At 38.2% G+C, this 18,653-nt stretch carries 21 protein-coding genes; 9 read left to right on the plus strand and 12 right to left on the minus strand.

Annotation, left to right across the window (positions count from 1 at the left end; translation table 11 throughout):
• Positions 1-59 precede the first annotated feature (59 nt).
• Both MSG95_RS06985 and MSG95_RS06990 read left to right on the plus strand, forming a co-directional pair.
• Positions 60-1,097: a type IV pilus twitching motility protein PilT gene (locus MSG95_RS06985; RefSeq protein WP_324624844.1), complete on the plus strand. Its 1,038-nt coding sequence runs from the start codon at positions 60-62 to the stop codon at positions 1,095-1,097.
• A 27-nt stretch (positions 1,098-1,124) separates the two neighbouring features.
• Entirely contained in the window at positions 1,125-2,243 is a 1,119-nt protein-coding gene (locus MSG95_RS06990; RefSeq protein WP_004703285.1) for a PilT/PilU family type 4a pilus ATPase, read from the plus strand.
• Positions 2,244-2,312: 69 nt separating this feature from the next.
• On the opposite strand, the gene fur is transcribed toward MSG95_RS06990, so the two are convergent.
• Entirely contained in the window at positions 2,313-2,750 is a 438-nt protein-coding gene (gene fur, locus MSG95_RS06995; RefSeq protein ID WP_324624843.1) for a ferric iron uptake transcriptional regulator, read from the minus strand.
• A 111-nt stretch (positions 2,751-2,861) separates the two neighbouring features.
• On the opposite strand from fur, the gene MSG95_RS07000 reads away from it, so the two are divergent.
• Positions 2,862-3,260, plus strand: coding sequence for an outer membrane protein assembly factor BamE (locus MSG95_RS07000; protein ID WP_004703289.1), 399 nt, complete (start codon positions 2,862-2,864; stop codon positions 3,258-3,260).
• Positions 3,261-3,315: 55 nt separating this feature from the next.
• On the opposite strand, the gene MSG95_RS07005 is transcribed toward MSG95_RS07000, so the two are convergent.
• The 10 genes from MSG95_RS07005 to MSG95_RS07050 all read right to left on the minus strand — a co-directional run bounded on the left by MSG95_RS07005 (position 3,316) and on the right by MSG95_RS07050 (position 13,324).
• The gene (locus MSG95_RS07005; protein WP_019456825.1) at positions 3,316-3,639 is read right to left on the minus strand and encodes an RnfH family protein; all 324 of its coding nucleotides are present in this window, start codon (positions 3,637-3,639) and stop codon (positions 3,316-3,318) included.
• The gene (locus MSG95_RS07010; RefSeq protein WP_324624842.1) at positions 3,639-4,706 is read right to left on the minus strand and encodes a hypothetical protein; all 1,068 of its coding nucleotides are present in this window, start codon (positions 4,704-4,706) and stop codon (positions 3,639-3,641) included. Before MSG95_RS07010 ends, MSG95_RS07005 begins: the two co-directional genes overlap by 1 nt.
• A gap of 152 nt (positions 4,707-4,858) precedes the next feature.
• Positions 4,859-5,314, minus strand: a complete 456-nt coding sequence (locus MSG95_RS07015) for a bacteriohemerythrin (RefSeq protein ID WP_004703295.1) — start codon at positions 5,312-5,314, stop codon at positions 4,859-4,861.
• 250 nt (positions 5,315-5,564) lie between these two features.
• Positions 5,565-6,413 carry a class II glutamine amidotransferase gene (locus tag MSG95_RS07020; protein ID WP_019456827.1) on the minus strand — a complete coding sequence of 283 codons (849 nt, stop codon included), beginning with the start codon at positions 6,411-6,413 and terminating at the stop codon, positions 5,565-5,567.
• 108 nt (positions 6,414-6,521) lie between these two features.
• On the minus strand, positions 6,522-7,304 hold the full coding sequence (locus MSG95_RS07025; protein WP_324624841.1) for a GNAT family N-acetyltransferase: 783 nt from the start codon (positions 7,302-7,304) through the stop codon (positions 6,522-6,524).
• 118 nt (positions 7,305-7,422) lie between these two features.
• Positions 7,423-8,331 carry an acetylglutamate kinase gene (gene argB / locus MSG95_RS07030; protein ID WP_004703301.1) on the minus strand — a complete coding sequence of 303 codons (909 nt, stop codon included), beginning with the start codon at positions 8,329-8,331 and terminating at the stop codon, positions 7,423-7,425.
• Positions 8,332-8,346: 15 nt separating this feature from the next.
• Positions 8,347-9,765 carry a phosphomannomutase/phosphoglucomutase gene (locus MSG95_RS07035; protein WP_324624840.1) on the minus strand — a complete coding sequence of 473 codons (1,419 nt, stop codon included), beginning with the start codon at positions 9,763-9,765 and terminating at the stop codon, positions 8,347-8,349.
• 195 nt (positions 9,766-9,960) lie between these two features.
• On the minus strand, positions 9,961-10,413 hold the full coding sequence (dut, locus tag MSG95_RS07040) for a dUTP diphosphatase (RefSeq protein ID WP_000868152.1): 453 nt from the start codon (positions 10,411-10,413) through the stop codon (positions 9,961-9,963).
• A gap of 24 nt (positions 10,414-10,437) precedes the next feature.
• Positions 10,438-12,477: a UvrD-helicase domain-containing protein gene (locus MSG95_RS07045; RefSeq protein WP_039254369.1), complete on the minus strand. Its 2,040-nt coding sequence runs from the start codon at positions 12,475-12,477 to the stop codon at positions 10,438-10,440.
• Between the two features lie 193 nt (positions 12,478-12,670).
• Positions 12,671-13,324 (minus strand): OmpA family protein, encoded by a 654-nt coding sequence (locus tag MSG95_RS07050; RefSeq protein ID WP_077170045.1) that lies wholly within the window; start codon positions 13,322-13,324, stop codon positions 12,671-12,673.
• A gap of 245 nt (positions 13,325-13,569) precedes the next feature.
• Here MSG95_RS07050 and MSG95_RS07055 point away from each other — a divergent pair, with 245 nt between their 5' ends.
• From MSG95_RS07055 to MSG95_RS07080, 6 genes are all read left to right on the plus strand, one after another.
• Positions 13,570-14,496, plus strand: a complete 927-nt coding sequence (locus MSG95_RS07055) for an acyltransferase (protein ID WP_107972270.1) — start codon at positions 13,570-13,572, stop codon at positions 14,494-14,496.
• 14 nt (positions 14,497-14,510) lie between these two features.
• Positions 14,511-15,557, plus strand: a complete 1,047-nt coding sequence (locus MSG95_RS07060; RefSeq protein ID WP_174742949.1) for a preprotein translocase subunit SecA — start codon at positions 14,511-14,513, stop codon at positions 15,555-15,557.
• A gap of 121 nt (positions 15,558-15,678) precedes the next feature.
• Positions 15,679-16,401: a septum site-determining protein MinC gene (gene minC, locus MSG95_RS07065; protein ID WP_324624839.1), complete on the plus strand. Its 723-nt coding sequence runs from the start codon at positions 15,679-15,681 to the stop codon at positions 16,399-16,401.
• Positions 16,402-16,471: 70 nt separating this feature from the next.
• A complete protein-coding gene (minD, locus tag MSG95_RS07070; protein ID WP_324624838.1) occupies positions 16,472-17,284 on the plus strand; it encodes a septum site-determining protein MinD in 813 nt (270 codons plus the stop codon).
• A gap of 2 nt (positions 17,285-17,286) precedes the next feature.
• Positions 17,287-17,559 (plus strand): cell division topological specificity factor MinE, encoded by a 273-nt coding sequence (gene minE / locus MSG95_RS07075; protein WP_003653273.1) that lies wholly within the window; start codon positions 17,287-17,289, stop codon positions 17,557-17,559.
• A gap of 83 nt (positions 17,560-17,642) precedes the next feature.
• On the plus strand, positions 17,643-17,930 hold the full coding sequence (locus MSG95_RS07080) for a PA4642 family protein (RefSeq protein WP_004703320.1): 288 nt from the start codon (positions 17,643-17,645) through the stop codon (positions 17,928-17,930).
• Positions 17,931-17,978: 48 nt separating this feature from the next.
• On the opposite strand, the gene rhtC is transcribed toward MSG95_RS07080, so the two are convergent.
• Positions 17,979-18,599, minus strand: a complete 621-nt coding sequence (rhtC, locus tag MSG95_RS07085) for a threonine export protein RhtC (RefSeq protein WP_004703321.1) — start codon at positions 18,597-18,599, stop codon at positions 17,979-17,981.
• Positions 18,600-18,653: the final 54 nt, after the last annotated feature.

Genomic DNA, 18,653 nt, shown 5'->3' on the forward strand with positions numbered 1-18,653 from the left:
GTGAAAGCCGTATATTATTCTACAAAATAATGACATATTTTGATTTACTTGGGGAAATTATGGATATTACAGAGCTACTCGCTTTCTCTGTGAAAAATGGCGCTTCCGATTTGCATTTATCTGCTGGCATGCCACCAATGATTCGTGTCGATGGTGAAGTTCGTCGTATTAACTTACCAGCCTTAGAACATAAAGATGTACATCGCCTTGTTTATGACATCATGAACGATAAACAGCGCCGTGACTATGAAGAAAAGCTTGAAACTGACTTTTCTTTTGAAGTACCTAATGTTGCACGTTTCCGTGTGAACGCATTTAACCAGAACCGTGGTGCTGGCGCAGTATTTCGTACCATTCCATCTAAAGTACTCACCATGGAAGATTTAGGCTTAGGTCAAATCTTTAAAGACATTTGCGACTATCCTCGCGGGATTGTACTGGTAACAGGTCCAACAGGTTCAGGTAAATCAACCACGCTTGCAGCGATGATGGACTACATTAATGAAAACCGTTATGACCATATTTTAACGGTTGAAGACCCTATCGAATTTGTGCACCAGTCAAAAAAATGCCTCATTAACCAACGCGAAGTACATCGTGATACACATGGCTTTAATGAAGCACTTCGCTCAGCACTGCGTGAAGACCCTGATATTATTTTGGTCGGTGAGATGCGTGACCTTGAAACGATTCGTTTAGCTCTTACAGCTGCCGAAACAGGTCACTTAGTATTTGGTACACTTCACACCACATCTGCCGCTAAAACCATTGACCGTGTGATTGACGTATTCCCTGCCGAAGAAAAAGACATGGTACGTGCCATGCTGTCTGAATCTTTGCAAGCCGTTATTTCGCAAACTCTGCTTAAAAAGAACGGCGGCGGTCGTGTGGCAGCACATGAAATCATGATTGGTATTCCTGCCATTCGTAACTTAATCCGTGAAAACAAAGTCGCACAAATGTATTCAGCTATTCAAACTGGTGCTAACTATGGCATGACAACGCTTGATCAAAGCTTAAAAGGTCTAGTGTCACGTGGTGTAATTAGCACACAAACTGCACGTACTGCGGCAAAACAGCCTGAATCATTCCTATAAAAATAACAAAATAGCGAGAGTACAATTATGGATTTTAATGACTTGCTCAACCTGATGGTTGAAAAAAAATCATCGGATCTTTTTATTACAGATGGCGTTGCACCATCTATGAAAATTAATGGTCAAATTGTTCCCATTTCAAAGAATAGCCTTTCTGGCGAAGTGATTGGACAGCTCTTACATTCGATTATGAGTGAGAAGCAGCGTAAAGAATTTGCGGACACTCGTGAATGTAACTTTGCCATCATGAACCGCGATAAAACGGCACGTTTTCGTGTGAGTGCTTTTCAGCAACGTGACATGCCGGGCATGGTTCTACGTCGAATTGAAACGAAAATTCCTTCGATTGATGACTTACAGTTACCCTCTGTGCTTAAAGATTTATCAATGACCAAACGCGGCATTATTATTTTTGTAGGCGCAACAGGTACTGGTAAATCGACTTCGTTGGCTTCAATGATCAGCCATCGTAACCATAACTCTAAAGGTCATATCATTACTATTGAAGACCCGATTGAGTTTATTCACGAACATGCGGGCTGTATTATTACTCAGCGTGAGGTCGGTATTGATACTGACTCGTTCGAAATTGCTTTGAAAAATACTTTAAGACAAGCACCCGATGTCATCTTAATTGGTGAGATCCGCTCTCGTGAAGTAATGGACTACGCAATTGGCTTTGCTGAAACAGGTCACCTTGTATTAGCCACAATGCACGCCAACAACGCTAACCAAGCACTCGACCGTATTATTCACTTCTTTGAAAGTGACCGTCATAGCCAGCTCTACATGGACTTATCACTTAATTTAAAAGCTATGATTGCACAGCAGCTTATTCCAACGCCAGATGGAAATTCACGCCGTGCGGCGATTGAGATTTTAATTAACTCACCATTAATTTCAGACTACATCCGTAAAGGTGAAATTCATGAAATTAAGGATTTAATGAAACGCTCACGTGAACTCGGTATGCAAACCTTTGATCAGGCTTTATTTGACTTATATAAAACAGGTCAAATTACTTATAAAGATGCGCTTAAACATGCCGACTCACCAAACGATTTACGTTTGACGATTAAGCTTGCAAATGAAGGTCCAGATCAAATTGCAGAAGAAAAACAGCATTTGACTTTTGACCGCCAGTAATTTCTTCATAAAAAAAGGAAGGTTAAACGTAACCTTCCTTTTTTATTTGTTTTCTTTATGTGAAAACGATTATTTCTTGCGCAATGCATCCTTACATTCAGGTTCATTACAGTAACCATAGAGATTTAACGAGTGACCTGTTAAGGTAAACCCATGTTGGTCTGCTACAGCATGCTGTTCTTTCTCGATAACATCATTAGTAAATTCAATAACTTTGTTACAGTTTTGGCAAACTAAGTGATCGTGGTGATCTTCTTGCATAATTTCGAAAACAGAATGATTATTTTCAAAATGATGACGTTGAATAATGCCCGCAGCTTCAAATTGTGTTAACACACGGTAAACTGTCGCAAGGCCGACATCTTCCCCTTGCTCTAACAAAGTCTTATAAATATCTTCAGCGCTAAGATGATGTTGTTTTGAATTTTCTAATAATTCCAAAATCTTAATTCGTGGAAGGGTAACTTTAAGTCCAGCTTTGCGCAAATCTTGATTGGAAATAGGCATGAAAAAAGGTCTCTCAACAAATCTCAAGTTGGAATAGGCAATAGAATTTAGATGAAGTATGATCTATCCTTTGATCAAATGCATCATAATTTATTGGGATAGTGTAGCAAAATGCAAAAACTCGTGCTGACGTTATTCGTCACTTCACTCCTAGCTGGTTGTTCAATCTTTGGTGTATATAAGGTTGATATTCCTCAAGGGACTCCATTGACTAAAGCTCAAGCCTCTCAAGTACAAGTCGGCATGAATTTCCAGCAAGTGCGCTTTTTGCTTGGTAGCCCAACAGTGACTGATCCTCTCAATCCACAACGTTGGGACTATATCTACAACTATATCCCGGGAACATATGCTAAAAAAGCGAAAATCCCCGCAGCACATGGTCAGCATTTAAAAATTTACTTTGATAGTACTGGAACTGTAACTAAAATTGAAGGTTTAGAGACTATTCCAGAATCGCAACCAGGTTTACCAGCTTCTAAAGAAGCGATTTTAACTGCCCCGCCACTATAATCGTTTTTTCTAATAAAAAGAAACCCCTCAAGTGAAAAAACTTGAGGGGTTTTGCTTATTGAGCTGATTGCTTAAAGCGATTACTTTTAATGTAGCGGCCTACAGGGTTCTTCGCTGCACGATTACGGCGAATGTCTTTTGGATTAATGGTTAAAGGTCTATAAACCTCAACTCGATCACCCGCATGTAATGCTGTATCCGCTTCTACTTTTACTCCAAAAACACCGAGCTGAAGAGGTTCTGGCAATTCAACTTGATTTAACAAACCACTTGCTTGTACTGCCTGCAAAGCACTCATGCCCTCTACAAATGGAATAGAAATGAGAAACTGTTGTTCTGGTGCGGCAAAAGCCACCCAAACTTGCTGAGTACGTTCCATTAAAGACTTTGTCCAATTACGGCAACCATTGCCAGAACAATTGAAAGTGGTAAAACAATTCGTACAGCAATACGCCATAAATTATAGAAAAGCTCGTTGCTGAAATTCATTGATTTACGCAAATGGCTAATTTTCATAATCCAGCCAGCAAAAATGGCATAGATCAAACTAATGAGTAAGCCCCAAAGCATAAGAATTAGCGTAAATAAGTGATGAAGTTCAGGCACTGCCCAAATTGCAATGGCAACAACAAGAATTACCCATTGTAAAACAATCATGAGCTGACGCTGAGCTAATTGTTCTCGCGCCAATTGCACAAATAGCGCAGAAGTCATCACACCTGTAAATATCCATGTAAGGACTGGTAATTGAGCTTGAAGCGAAAAAAAGCCAAAAGCAATTACAGCAATGAGCTGGGCCAACCAAATTGGCAGCACAGTTTTAGTTGCACCTTCTTCTGCTTTAACTGTACCCACTGTATTTTGCCAGTAAAGTCCTAAACCCAAACCGCTCGCTACAAGAGCAAGTACAGTTGCATTACCCCACTCTTTGAACTCAACATTGGTCCAATGCCAAGGTTGTAAAGTCGTTCCCATCATGTTTGCCAACACAATAGAAGCAATTACTCCAACAGTCATTAATAAAATAAGAATTTGACGTGGAATAAAAGATAGTACTAAGGCAGCAACAGCAAGGCCTGCAAAAATAATTTGCCCAGAAATACTTGGAGCAAATTGTGCAACTAATATATTGCTTGCAGTGCTCAAAACATTACCAGCTAAGAAAGGAATAAAAACAACAGCAAGCCAGCCAACCACACGCCATTTAGATGAACTATCTGCTTCACGAGTTAGACTCGATAGCGCATGTAAAGCGGTCGTTTTAGATCGTTTTGCTAAAGCAATTTCCAAATAACAAACTGGTAATGCCAATAACAACATTGTACCAAACCACAATAACCAGAAATCGAGCTGACGATCAATCTGGATGCCCATAGTTGGGGCCAAAGTAGCCATGATGACAAAAGATAAGCAAAACGCCATAAGAGGCGATAACCAACGTGACATAGGTATGTCCTGCATTATGCATTCCTTGAAAAAGTCTATAGATATTTTGCCCGTCTCATGCATGAAAATCAAAGTTTGCGCCATAAAAAAAGCAAACCACCGAAACGATAGTTTGCCGCGCTAACGATAATTTAGAGTTTTTCTAGTTAAAGTTATGAGAAAAAACGAGCGAACCAGTTTTTTCCTTTCTTCTTTTCCTTTTCTCTAATGATTCCCATCATATTTTCTTTTACTGCTCCTACATAATCGGCATCATCATGTTGAATATGATTAATGAGCCATTTAGCCAAAATTTCTTGTAATTCGGCTTCAATGGTATGACCCATTTCAAAACGTTCACGATATAGCTCAATTTTTTTAATAAATAAATCATGTACACGTTTATGAGGTACTCTATATTTATAATCGGCTTCTTCTTGTAAACTTTCTTCAAAAGTAAAATGAGACTGCGTATAATCGATAATATTATCTAAAACATCTTTAATACGACGTCTATCTTCATCATCTTTTACATCATCAATCTGATTAATATAATCAAGTATTCGTTTATGTTGCTCATCAATAACTTCAATACCGGTATTATATTCTAAAGCCCATTTCATTTTCATACACCACCCCCAATGATGTTCAATGACTGTTGCATAAGTCGCATTTTATAGTTAAAGGGGATAAATAAAAACAAACCTATTTTGTCGGCTTTATATAATAAAAATGAATTAAACCCCAAGGTATTGATTTACATAAAATTAATTAATATTAACCAACTAAAACGATAAAGTATTTTTTAATCAAAATACTTTATCGCTAAGTAAATAAAAATATATGTTTTTAAAAGAATTATATTTATTTTAGTTAAAATTAATATTGATCTGCACGAGTAATACGCTTAAGTTCCGGATTTTTCTCTTCACGTATTAATCTTTCAACATGTGTTATTGCTTTTTTTATAGGCATTCCATTTTGGAATAAAATCATTTCACCCGGTTGATAAGCTGTCCAGTTTTCATTATGGGTTAAAGGCTCAGTAGTAATAACTGCCACTCGGTCTTCTGGAGTAGTCACTTGACTAAAATCAACTTCAACATCTAAATCAATTAAATGCGCATTGTTAAATGGATATTCTCGGACTAACCAATGCAATTTAGTAATTGCATAACTAAATAAAGCTTTACCATTAGATAAACAGAAATTAAAGGTGCCATATTCTGCAATTTGCGGAGAAATCTTTTCTAATACTTCAAATATTTGCTCAAGACTTGGCTCTTCATAACCAAATACTTCTACCAGTTGGTCTAATAAATAACAAAATGCTCTTTCGCTATCTGTATTACCTACAGGTGTAAAACGTCCGCTCAAAGGTGGATCAAAATCATGTAAATCGCCATTATGAGCAAAAATCCAATGACGTCCCCATAGCTCTCGAATAAATGGATGTGAGTTTTCCAGTGTAATTTTACCTTGGGTCGCCTTACGAATATGCGCAATCACATTGCGTGATTTGATGGGATAATTACGAATAAGGTCGGCAATTGGCGATTCAACCGCAGACTGGTTATCTACAAATAAGCGGCATGCCTTGTCTTCAAAAAAAGCGATACCAAAGCCATCACTATGGTCAGAGGTAATTCCTGCGCGCTGTGAAAAACCACGGAAAGAAAAAGTGATATCCGTTGGTGTTGCACAATTCATTCCTAATAGCTGGCACATATTGTTCTAAACTTTTCGCTTCATTACCCCATACACACTATTGTGCATGAGAGTAAAATAGCTTGTAAATCCCAATATGCGCTCGCTATTACAAAATATAAGATATCTTTATCGTTGAGCCATTTTGTTCATTACAAATGAAGTAGCAATTTTATTCACTTCTAAGAATACAAAGTAGTCCAGACAATTAAATTTATCATCGAAAAAAGCTTCTTTAGACAGTTTAGATTGCATACTCAAATACATTTGGAACAGTTTTGGCATGCGCTCGTCTTGGGGAAAACTAAACTCTGGATATTCAGGTTCATAAATCTTTTTAGAACGAATATCGATGGTTTTAGCTTCTGGTAATTGCTGGATCTGGCGGTGCGTATAGTACGCTCTAGCCAAATTATCCTGAAGGTGAATACTCACGCATCCCATCAAGTATTTAGCACGCATTGACCACAACACTTTAGGTGCAAGGTTCATCCAAAGCGTAGAAAGTGCCTTACCATTACGAAAGCGCGGATGCACACAGGTACGCCCTATTTCCAATACGTTTGGCAAGTGTGATAACTGAGGAACAATATCAAACTCATGGGCACTATAGCTTTGTCCAATTTCATGGCCTTGGAAGAGTTTAAGTCGTGTATAAGCCACGATCTCTCCCGTCCATTTCTCACGTAATACTGCATGCTCACAACTAAAATCGTAAATATCTTGATCTAAATTATCTTCAAAATGAATGCCAAATTGCTTACTAAACTGTTGTGCACGGAACCGTTGTACATCTTGTAATTCTTTTAAATTATCAACCCATTCAAAGCGAAATTGTGTTTGATTGGTAGTCTTATGACGATTTAGAGGTAAAGTCCAGGTTTGGCGATATTGATTAAATTTTTCCAGCATAATGAACGCTCCTAGTGACACCCCTTACACTAGTCAAAGCTCATGACAAAAAAATGACCAAAATTAAATGACATAAAAAAAGACCACTTAGCGTGATCTTTTCATAAAAATACTCACTTTAGTGAGAAGCATTTGTACGATTAGAGATAAGCGTACCTACACCGTGATCTGTAAAAATCTCAAGTAATGTCGCGTGTGGTACACGGCCATCTACAATATGAGCACTGACAACACCACCTTTCACTGCATCAAGCGCACAACCGACTTTAGGAATCATTCCACCATAAATCACGCCAGTTTCAATTAAACGGTCAACTTCTTGGGTGCTTAAACCTGTTAAAAGATTTTTGTTTTCATCAAGCACACCAGTAATATTAGTCAGCAGAATTAATTTTTCCGCACCTAATGCCTCCGCAACTTTACCAGCAACTAAGTCAGCATTAATGTTGTAGGTATTGCCTTTTTCATCAACACCTAATGGTGCGATAACAGGAATAAAATCACTTTGAGTAAACATCTCTAATACATCTGTTTTTACTCCAGTCACTTCACCGACCATACCTAAGTCAATATGTCTGATCGAACCGTCTTCTTCTTGTTTTTCCATTAATAATTTACGGGCACGTAATAGGTTGCCATCTTGACCAGTTAAACCAATCGCACGTCCACCATGCTTATTAATTAAATTAACAATCGATTTATTTACGCTACCGCCCAATACCATTTCGACCACTTCCATAGTGGCTTCATCGGTCACACGCATACCGTCAATACGATCAGACTCACGACCTAATTGTTTTAGGAAAGAGTCAACTTGTGGGCCACCGCCATGCACAACAATTGGGTTTAAACCCACTGTTTTAAGTAAAACGATATCTCGGGCAAATGAACTTTCTAACTCTGGATCAGTCATCGCATTACCACCGTATTTCACCACCAGCGTCTTACCGGAAAAACGTTGAATATATGGCAAAGCTTCAATTAAGATTTTTGCTTTGTCGACGCCAAGGTGCTGATGTTGTGGCATTGCGCCTCTCCTTACTTAGGCTTCAGAAAGTTCTTGTGCAATTTGCGGGTAACGCTCTTGCAACATATCAATAAATTTTTGCTGGATTTCCTTTAAACGTAAAGGACTATCAGCATCAAATCTTACGGTAAAATACTCACCTGTATTTGATGCTCGAATAATGCCAAAACCATCCTCAAAATCAAGACGTACACCATCAATTTTACTAATATGTGCGCCTAGACGATGGCTCAAAATTTCAATGTCTTGTAGTACATGTTTAGGGTCTGAATGGTGAGTACTGATGTAAGTATCCTCGGTACAGCATCTCTCAGGATAAATAGAAAATAACTCAGAAATAGTTTTTGCTTTAGATTGGGTAAAATATTCCATTACACGCAGTGCAGCATATATTCCATCGTCATATCCAAAACCACGACCATCATTAAACACATAATGACCCGCGTATTCACCACCAAAAATGGCTTGCCCTTTAGACTTGGATAAATATGAACGAAGGAAGCTACTTCCAGTACGAATCATTTTCGGTTTACCGCGTAGTTGCTCTACAGTTCTTTGAACCATAAGCGAACATTTCACATCAAATACAATTTCTTTATCTGGTTGCTGTTCTAGGCACATTTGTGCAAAGAGTGATAAAAGACGATCCGCTGTCAGAATATTTGCTTTTTCATCGAGTAATACGACACGATCGCCATCACCATCAAGCGCAATACCAATATCTGCCTCTTGTTCGATAATCGTTTTACGTAACTCTTTTAAATGCGCAGCATGTGAAGGGTCTGGCGCATGGTCAGGAAACTCGCCATTTGGGGTAGTACGTAAAGCAAGGACTTCACATCCCATTTTTTCAAGTACCAGTTTCGCACAATGTCCTGCCGAACCATGTAAACCATCTAATACGATTTTTAATGGGCGTCTGAGTTGAATATCGTTAAAAAGAGCCTGTTGGTATTTTTTGCAAAATTCTGATTTAAATTGAGGAGTTGATAATTCTAATAATGATATTGGATGAACAGGAACATAAGTTTGCGCAAACTCACCGACTTGCTGAATCATTTCTGGGGATGGGGGTTCCCCTTTTAATATCCATTTAATACCATTATCTGATTTAGGATTATGGCTAGCGGTTACCATAATACCATTGCCGCCAAACTCACGTGCAATGTAATACATCATCGGGGTCGAGCAACAACCAATATTTGTAACTGTTAAACCCTGCTCTACTAATATCTCTTCGATTAAATGCGCGCAAGATGGACTTGTGAGACGGGCATCATAGCCAATCACTAATTGAGTTTGTGCTGCTTGTTTATATTGTTGTGCCAATCCGTAGGCAATTGAACGAACAACGTCCGTAGTTAAATAAGAAAGTTTGCCTCTAATATCGTAAGCACGGAAAATATTTTTAGGGAATGAGTGTCTTACATTCATAACGTATCTTCTATTTAAAGATCAATCTGATCTATCGCAAAAACATAGAGTATTCAAAATTTGAAAGGGTATTTGCTAAAAAAGTTAAAATAGTATGAGTAAAGCGTTTTGTAATATAATTCATTGTAACATTCAAGACATAAAAAGAAACACCTGTAAAACAGGCGTTTCTTTCAATCATTTTTTATAAGCTAATTATTGTTTACCCGTGTGACCAAAGCCGCCCGCACCGCGTAAAGTTTCTTCAAATTCCTCTACTTGCTCAAACTCAGCCTGAACCACCGGAACTAAAACATACTGTGCTAAACGCTCACCTGGTTCTAAACGGAAAGTTGTTTGACCACGGTTCCAAACTGAAACCATCAATTCACCTTGATAATCCGAGTCAATTAATCCAACCAAGTTCCCAAGAACAATGCCGTGTTTATGGCCTAAACCTGAACGCGGTAAAATTAAACCAGCAAAATTCACATCATGAATATAAATTGCCATACCTGTTTTAACCAATACAGTTTGGCCTGGTTCAATTTCAATTGCTTCATCTAAACAGGCACGTAAATCTAGACCTGCTGATCCTGCTGTTGCATATGAAGGTAAAGGCCATTCTTTACCTAAACGCGGATCGAGCAATTTAACTTGAACTTTCATGGGATTTCCTAAAAATTAAAAAAATTAACGCTTTAATAAAGCTTTTAAATTTGCCAAATATTGTTGAGCCTGTTCTTTAGGGTCAACATTTGCTGCAATTTTCTTTTTACGCCCTAACCATTCGAGCTCGTCTTGCGGAAGCTCATCAAGGAAACGGCTTGGGGTCATTTGTTTCATTTGACCACCATTTTTACGCTGTTCTGCCAAAGTTAAAGTTAAGCCTTGACGTGCACGGGTAATTCCCACGTACATAAGACGGCGTTCTTCTTCAATGGTTTCAGCTGCAATCGAGTTTTTATGCGGTAAAAGCTCTTCTTCAAGTCCCATAATGTACACATATGGGAACTCCAAACCTTTTGCTGCATGCAAAGTAAGTAGGTTTACTTTGTCAGTGTCCTCTTCTTCTTGCTGCTGTTCTAACAAATCGAGCAAGACCAGTTTTCGAATAACGCTTTCAATGTTCTTTTCATCAACATCTTCTGCACGATTAATCAGATTTTGAATACTGGTAAATAAATTCTCGATGTTATCGAGTTTACTTTTCTCTTGAGCAGGCGTTGCAGACTGTTCACGAATATAATCGATATAACCCGCTTCATTCATCATTTGACGAACTTTAGGCACAGGCTCATCATCTTCTAGCAACTCACGCGTAAATGTCGCAATAAAGTCGGCAAACTCATGCAATTGAGTTTCTGCTTTTTTAGGAAGAACCATACTTAAGCGCTGGTCAGAAGATGCACCAAGTAAAGATAAATTATTTTCTTGAGAGAATAAGCCCAACTTCTCAAGAGTAACTGGGCCAATCGCACGTTTAGGCGTATTAATAATACGCAAGAAAGCACTGTCATCTTCAGGGTTAATAATAAGACGTAAGTAGCTCATCACGTCTTTAATTTCTGCACGAGCGAAGAATGATGTACCGCCAGAGAGTTTATAAGGAATTTGCATTTGGCGAAGCTGGGTTTCTAATACACGTGCTTGAAAGTTACCACGGTACAATACAGCGTAATCTTTCCAGTTCTTACCGTTCATCAGCTTATGAGTCAGTAAGTCTTTGACTACGCGTTCAGCTTCATCGTCATCATTACGGCAGGTAATAATTCTGATGACCTCACCATGGCCTTTATCACTCCACAATTTTTTATCAAAAATATGCGGGTTATTCTGAATAACGCAGTTCGCAGCTTTCAAAATACGGCTGGTCGAGCGGTAATTTTGCTCAAGCTTAATAATATGTAAATTTGGGAAATCCTGTTTAAGCAAAGCCATGTTTTCAGGCTTGGCTCCACGCCATGCGTAAATCGATTGGTCGTCATCACCTACCGCGGTGAACTGCCCCATTACACCAACCAACAGTTTCACTAAAATATATTGCGCGGTGTTGGTATCTTGATATTCATCGACCAATAAATAACGAACGCGGTTTTGCCATTTATCACGCACTTCGGCATTTTCTTGCAATAAACGTGTTGGCATAACAATCAGGTCATCAAAATCGACAGCATTGTAGGCACGTAAATTACGTTCATAAAGTTGATAAAGATGCGCAAACTGCACATCTTCAGGAGTTTCACACGTCGAATGTGCTTGTTCAGGTAAAATCAGATCATTTTTCCAATCTGAAATTTTCTTCATTGCTTTAGCAATTAATTCTTTGCTTTCTGCACCAGACAAATTATCGCGATGCATCAAATCCATCAAAATACGTTTACAGTCATCTGCATCCAAAATCGAAAAATTAGCTTTTAAAGGTAAATTTTTAAGTTCTAAACGTAAAAGATTTAAGCCAAACGTATGGAAAGTCGAAACAGATAAGCCTTTTGCTTCTTCACGTGATAAAAGCTTGGTTACACGCTCTTTCATTTCACGTGCGGCTTTATTGGTAAATGTCATCGCTGTAATACGATGCGCAGGAATACGACAATGCTGCACCAAATAGGCAATTTTACGGGTAATTACCGATGTTTTACCTGAACCAGCGCCAGCAAGCACCAATAAAGGGCCTTGAGTATATTTCATGGCTTCTTCTTGCTTGTCGTTCAATTGACTGGCAGCTGACATCGTGTATTACCTCTTAATTTTTCGAGCATGATTATAGTCATCTCTTTTTTAGAATCCCAATAATAAATCTGCGGATATGTATAAATGATGTCTAATAATGCAATTTATGCGCCGTAGAATGTCGTGATTATTTCTTGTACTGCACCCATAAAAAAACCACCCGAAGGTGGTTTTCGAAACAATAAATTAAATCTTATTGTTTAGCATAAATGCTGATTTCTACACGACGGTTTTGTTCACGACCAGAAGCAGTTGAGTTGTCTGCGATTGGGTTAGAAGAACCATAACCTTGTGCATCAATACGAGTAGAAGATACACCTTTACCAGCTAAATAGATTTTAACTGATTGAGCACGTGCTTGAGATAATGGAATGTTGATAGAGTCATTACCAGTGTTATCTGTATAACCAGTAACTAAAATCGCACTCTTGTTATCTTCAGCTAATGTTTGAGCTACTTTATCCAAAGTTGCATAGAAGTTTGGTTTGATGTTTGATTTGTTTGTATCAAAAGTAATGCTACCTGGCATAATCAATTGAACAGAACCATCTGGGTTACGGCCTACTTCTACACCAGTACCCGCCATTTGCTCACGTAATTTTTTCTCTTTGTTATCAAGATATAAACCACCAGCTGCACCAAGAACTGCACCGATTGCCGCAGCACGGTTGTTTTGACGGCTAGAGTTTGCACTTGATTTAGAAATACCATAACCTGCTGCTGCGCCAATTAAAGTACCTAACGCGGCTTTATCGTATTCAATTCCACCTAGGTTGTTACCTGTTGTCTGACAACCAGATAATACTACTGCTGCCCCTACGACTGTTGAAATAACTAGTGCACGCATTGCATGCCTCCTCACTTTGTGTGTTTTGTTGTCTGGATGAATAATGAAACAAAAAGGAAGTATAAAACATTGATATTTTGTTAATAATAAACAGTTTAGTTATTTTTTTGTAATATTTTGATGCACTTTAAGATGTGCACTCATCACAATTTCTTCATTGTTATCTAAGATATCGTTGTATTTCATTTCACGATAGTTATAGTTGAACAACTTTCCATGGATTTTAGATATTCGGGGTCATTTATATGTCAACTGCACCCAATAAACAATCTGCGCTAAAAAAAATTACACGTGGACTCACTGTAGGTACAGTCATCACAGGTAGTACTTTTTTTCATGGACCACCTGTATTGGCTTTAGGTTTGACTAAGCTGTTAAAAAAATCTTCTAAAGTTGATGAAACCAATATTCAAATTACAAATAGCTGGCTTGGTGTAAATAACTGGCTCATTGATCATGTTTTACCTAATTTAAAATGGGATATTACAATCGATGAAGGTCTTGATTTGAGTATGCAAGGCCGTTATGTAATGACGTGTAACCATCAAAGTTGGGTTGATACGACAGTAAATCAGTATTTTGGTTTAACACGTATGCCCCTTACCCGTTTTTTTACCAAATGGGAACTCATCTTTATTCCGTTCGTTGGTCAAGCCTTTAAAATTTTAGGCTTCCCAATGATGAAGCGTCATACTAAAGAGCAAATTGCGAAAAACCCTGAGCTCAAAGACCGCGATATGATGGAAGCACGTAAAGCGTGCGAGCAACTCTTGAGCCAACCTTTTACGTTATTAAACTATTTAGAAGGTACACGTTTTACTCAAGAAAAACATGATCAACAAAATTCGCCATATAAACATTTGTTAAAACCCAAAGCAGGTGGTTTGGCGTTGGCTCTAAATATTTTGGGCGACAAAATTGATGCTTTGGTTGATATGACGATTGTCTACCCTGACGGTGTACCGGGCTATGGCGACTTCTGGTTAGGTGATGTTTCAAAAATTGCGGTAAATCTTCGTAAAATTGAAATACCAGTTTGGGTACTCGGCGGTAACTATGAAGATGACCCAGTTTATCGTGAACGTTTTCAACAATGGGTACACGAGCTTTGGACTGAAAAAGATCAACTTATCGAACAAATGAAAGCTCGATATACTACTTCAACTCATTAAAAGCATTTATAGCTATGCAAAACAGTTCCAGAAAACAAGCAAAATATTACCATATGGACCCAAACAGCATTTCATTTAAGCTGTTTTTGGTTTATGACATCTTTATGGTGTTTATTATTATTTTCAATCTGTTCTGTCTTGCAGCAAATTTCTTTTTAATGAGCAGTATTGGGGCATGGTTTTTCGAACATATTCACTTGCCCCAAGTACTCAGCTTTTATAAAACCTATTTACATCCATGGGTAATTACGACAGAAGCTTGGTTTATTGGCTTTTTAATTACTGAATTTCTTGTCCGTTGGGGCATTTCTATTGTTTATAAACACCATAAACGTTGGTTCTTCTTCCCATTTATTCACTGGTATGAAATTTTAGCCATCATTCCTCAATTGCGTTTTTTACGTTTGTTTCGTGCTGGCATTATTGCCTATCGTTTATATGAATTAGGCTATCCTATTATTCCTGAAGGCTGGAGAAAAAACGGACTATTTTATTATCGCGTCGTTATGGAAGAACTGTCTGACCGTGTTGTTATTACGGTTATTGATGGCATTCGAAATGAGCTACAGACCAGCTCAACACATAAACAAATTATACACGACTTGGTTAATCATCATCGTGAACAATTTACAATTACCCTAACCTCTATATTGCAAGAATCATTAGCGACTGCTTTAAAAGAACAAAAACCAGCAATCACAAAAGGCGTTGGGCAAATTGTTGATCAGGCAATAGAGGATACGCCTGAGTTAACTCAATTATTACGCTTAATTCCCTTAGTGGGTGGTCGTATCGAACAGCAAATCCAAAGTATTGGACAACGGCTTGGTGAAAATATCAGTGCAGGTTTAATTGAACCATTAGTTGAAGGATCAAAAGAACAGCCTAATGCAACTTATCAATTAATTTCAGAAAAAATAAGTAACGTGAATATTAATAACCATGAGCTTGAGCAACTTGTAGAGTCTGTGGTGTTTGAAAGTCTTGAAGCAATTCGCAAACAAGTTAAGGTCAAACAGTGGCAACAAACCCTTGCGGAGCGTGATCGAATCAAAGAATAAGCATTTACTTAATTTTTTATGAAACACGCTAGAGAATTGGCACGATTTGTTCTAGCATTTGCTCTATTTACAATAAACTTAACGATATTACAGCTCGTTTTAACGCCTTGAAGGAAGACTTATGGCTGATATCCGGATTACCGGCAGAATGGTTAACTTTAGCAGGATAACCTTCGATACGAATGATCATGATGTGATCCGCCAGCAATTATCAAACATATTAAATGAAGGGTCCTATCAGGGAACTCTCGTTATTATAGATAGTACTGTTGAACAAGAGTTGATTGCTTTAATTCAGCTGTTAGTCAGCTTAGGTTTGCAACCAATGGCAGTTATTGATGGTATTTTGGGTGATGAAGCACGCGCTATTCAGTTCCCTGTATTACCAACAGATCAGCCATTACAACGTATTAAAGCAACTGCCGAACAAGTGGCAATTGTAGAGAAACCGGCACCTGCACAAGCTTCAGTAGAAACAAAAAAACCACTAAATAATAATGCAGTTGCCCATATTACCTCTTATCATGATGAAATTTTGCGTACAGGCCAATCTCTTGTACAAGACCAAGGCGATATTATTTTAAAAGCTGGCATGAATAGTGGATCTGAAGTGATTGCTTCAGGAAATATACATATTTATGGCACGGTTCGTGGTAGAGTCATTGCTGGTGCGGGTGGGCACGCTGCTGCACGCATTTTTTGCCAATCTTTAGAGGCTGAACTCGTTTCCATTGCCGGAACATATTGTGTCGCAGATGATATCCCTAAACATGTGGTAAAAAAGCCAGTACATATTTATTTAAATGAAAAGCAAGAGCTTGAATTTGAAGCTCTAGAACTTTAGTTTATTAAACAAATCACCAAAAAACAGCCCTTTTAAGGGTGTATGTATGACCATAATAGGAGTGGATTCGGTGGCCAAAATTGTTGTCGTAACATCAGGCAAAGGTGGTGTAGGTAAAACTACAACGAGTGCATCTTTTGCAACAGGTTTAGCCCTTCGTGGTCATAAAACTGTTGTGATTGACTTTGATGTAGGCTTACGTAACCTTGATTTAATTATGGGGTGTGAGCGTCGTGTTGTTTATGATTTTGTCAATGTAATTAACAATGAAGCACGTCTGCAACAAGCTCTTATTCGCGATAAAGATATCGAAAACCTTTACATTTTACCGGCTTCACAAACCCGTGATAAAGATGCTTTGAGCGACGAAGGTGTTGCTCGTGTGATTGACGAACTTGCTCAAGAATTTGATTACATTATTTGTGACTCACCTGCTGGAATTGAGCGTGGTGCAATTATAGCAATGTACCATGCAGATGAAGCAATCATTGTGACAAACCCTGAAATTTCTTCAGTACGTGACTCTGACCGCATCATCGGAATGTTAGACAGTAAAACTAAAAAAGTTGAACACAACGAAGGACGTATACGTAAGCATTTATGTATTACACGTTTTAACCCTGAACGTGCTGACCGTCAGGAAATGCTGACGATTGATGATATTTCTAAAGATATTTTACGCGTACCGACATTAGGTGTTATTCCTGAATGTCCAAGCGTATTACAAGCATCAAACGAAGGTAAGCCAGTTATTCTGTATTCAGAAACTAAAGCTGGCCAAGCGTATGATGACTTGGTTGCTCGCTTTCTTGGCGAAGAACGCCCTTATCGACACATCACAGCTCAACCTAAAGGCTGGTTAGCACGACTATTTGGAGCGTAGATATGGCAGGATTCTGGAGTAAATTATTTAGCAGTGACGAAAAGCCATCAAGTGCTCAAACTGCTAAAGATCGTTTAAAAGTTATTGTTGCATCAGAACAAGGTTTAGGCCGTCGCTTAAGCCAAGACAAGATTGACCAAATGAAGAAAGAAATCATGCAGGTGGTGAGTCGTTATGTCAGCGGTGTAGGTGAACAGCATATCCAAATGCAAGTTCGTTCTGAAGCAAATATCGAAATGTTAGAAATGAATATCAATTTACCTGAAGAACGATAATTCTATTTCTGACTATTCAACAAATCAGAATCAAGGCAGAATAACGCAAGTTATTTTGCCTTTTTTAAAATGAGGAGATTGTCATGGCATTATCACAGCCAGCAACTTTCAATGAAGAATGGTCCGATGAGCGTGTTTTTGCCTACCTCAACCAACTTCCTCCAAATGGTGTGAACGCAGATTTTCATGTGCTTTACCATGCTTTCAAACATATGCGTCCAAATGACTATGAACGTCTTTTGACTAAATTTGTTGCAGATGGACGAGATATCAATGCAACAGATCCTGAAGGTGAACGCATACATGACGTGATTGCTAAGTTTCCACGTCAATCAGCGCCGTTTTTAGAAGTTTTAGCAAAATTTGCTTAAGCTTAAACATAAAAAAGCCTCTTTAAGAGGCTTTTTTATTGTCTGGATTTACCGATTTCCAATGAGGAAAATACCAAATACAGTGAAAATACCACCTGAAATCCCATCAATCCATTTTGAAAAATTACGGTAAGCTACTCTGAAACTCGGTAACGAGAAAATAAATGTCACAAAGCAGAACCATAAAATCGTTTCAACCGACACAATAATAAAAAGCAACCAATGAACTTGATCAAGCTGAGGATTAGCTAAAAATAAAGAGAACACACTACCAAAATAAATCACAGCTTTAGGATTCGATAAATTGGTCAGCAATCCTTTCATAAAAAATAAGTAAGGTGCTTTAGGTAACTCAACCTCCGTAACCTCTTCCTGCTGATTTTTTGAAAATGCCGAACGTAACATTTGATAGCCTAACCAACATAGGTATAAACCACCAGCTATAAGCAAACCTTGCTTTAACCAAGCCATTTTCTCGAAAATAATATTTAAGCCCATCAGTGCTAAAGATGCCCAAAACATAACGCCTGCTGTTATTCCTGCTACAACCAGCATTGCTTCTTTACGAGATCGGCTTACCGCGGTCTGCGATACTAGAAAGAAATCAGGCCCTGGAGTAATAAGCGCACAAAAATGAATAAAAGCTAACGTAATTAACGCGACTAGCATGTTGTCCTCCTGATTTGTTTCATTGTTTTTTATTTAGAAGCACACATTAGCATT

The organism is Acinetobacter sp. IK23 (assembly GCF_035615275.1).
GTDB lineage: Bacteria > Pseudomonadota > Gammaproteobacteria > Pseudomonadales > Moraxellaceae > Acinetobacter > Acinetobacter seifertii.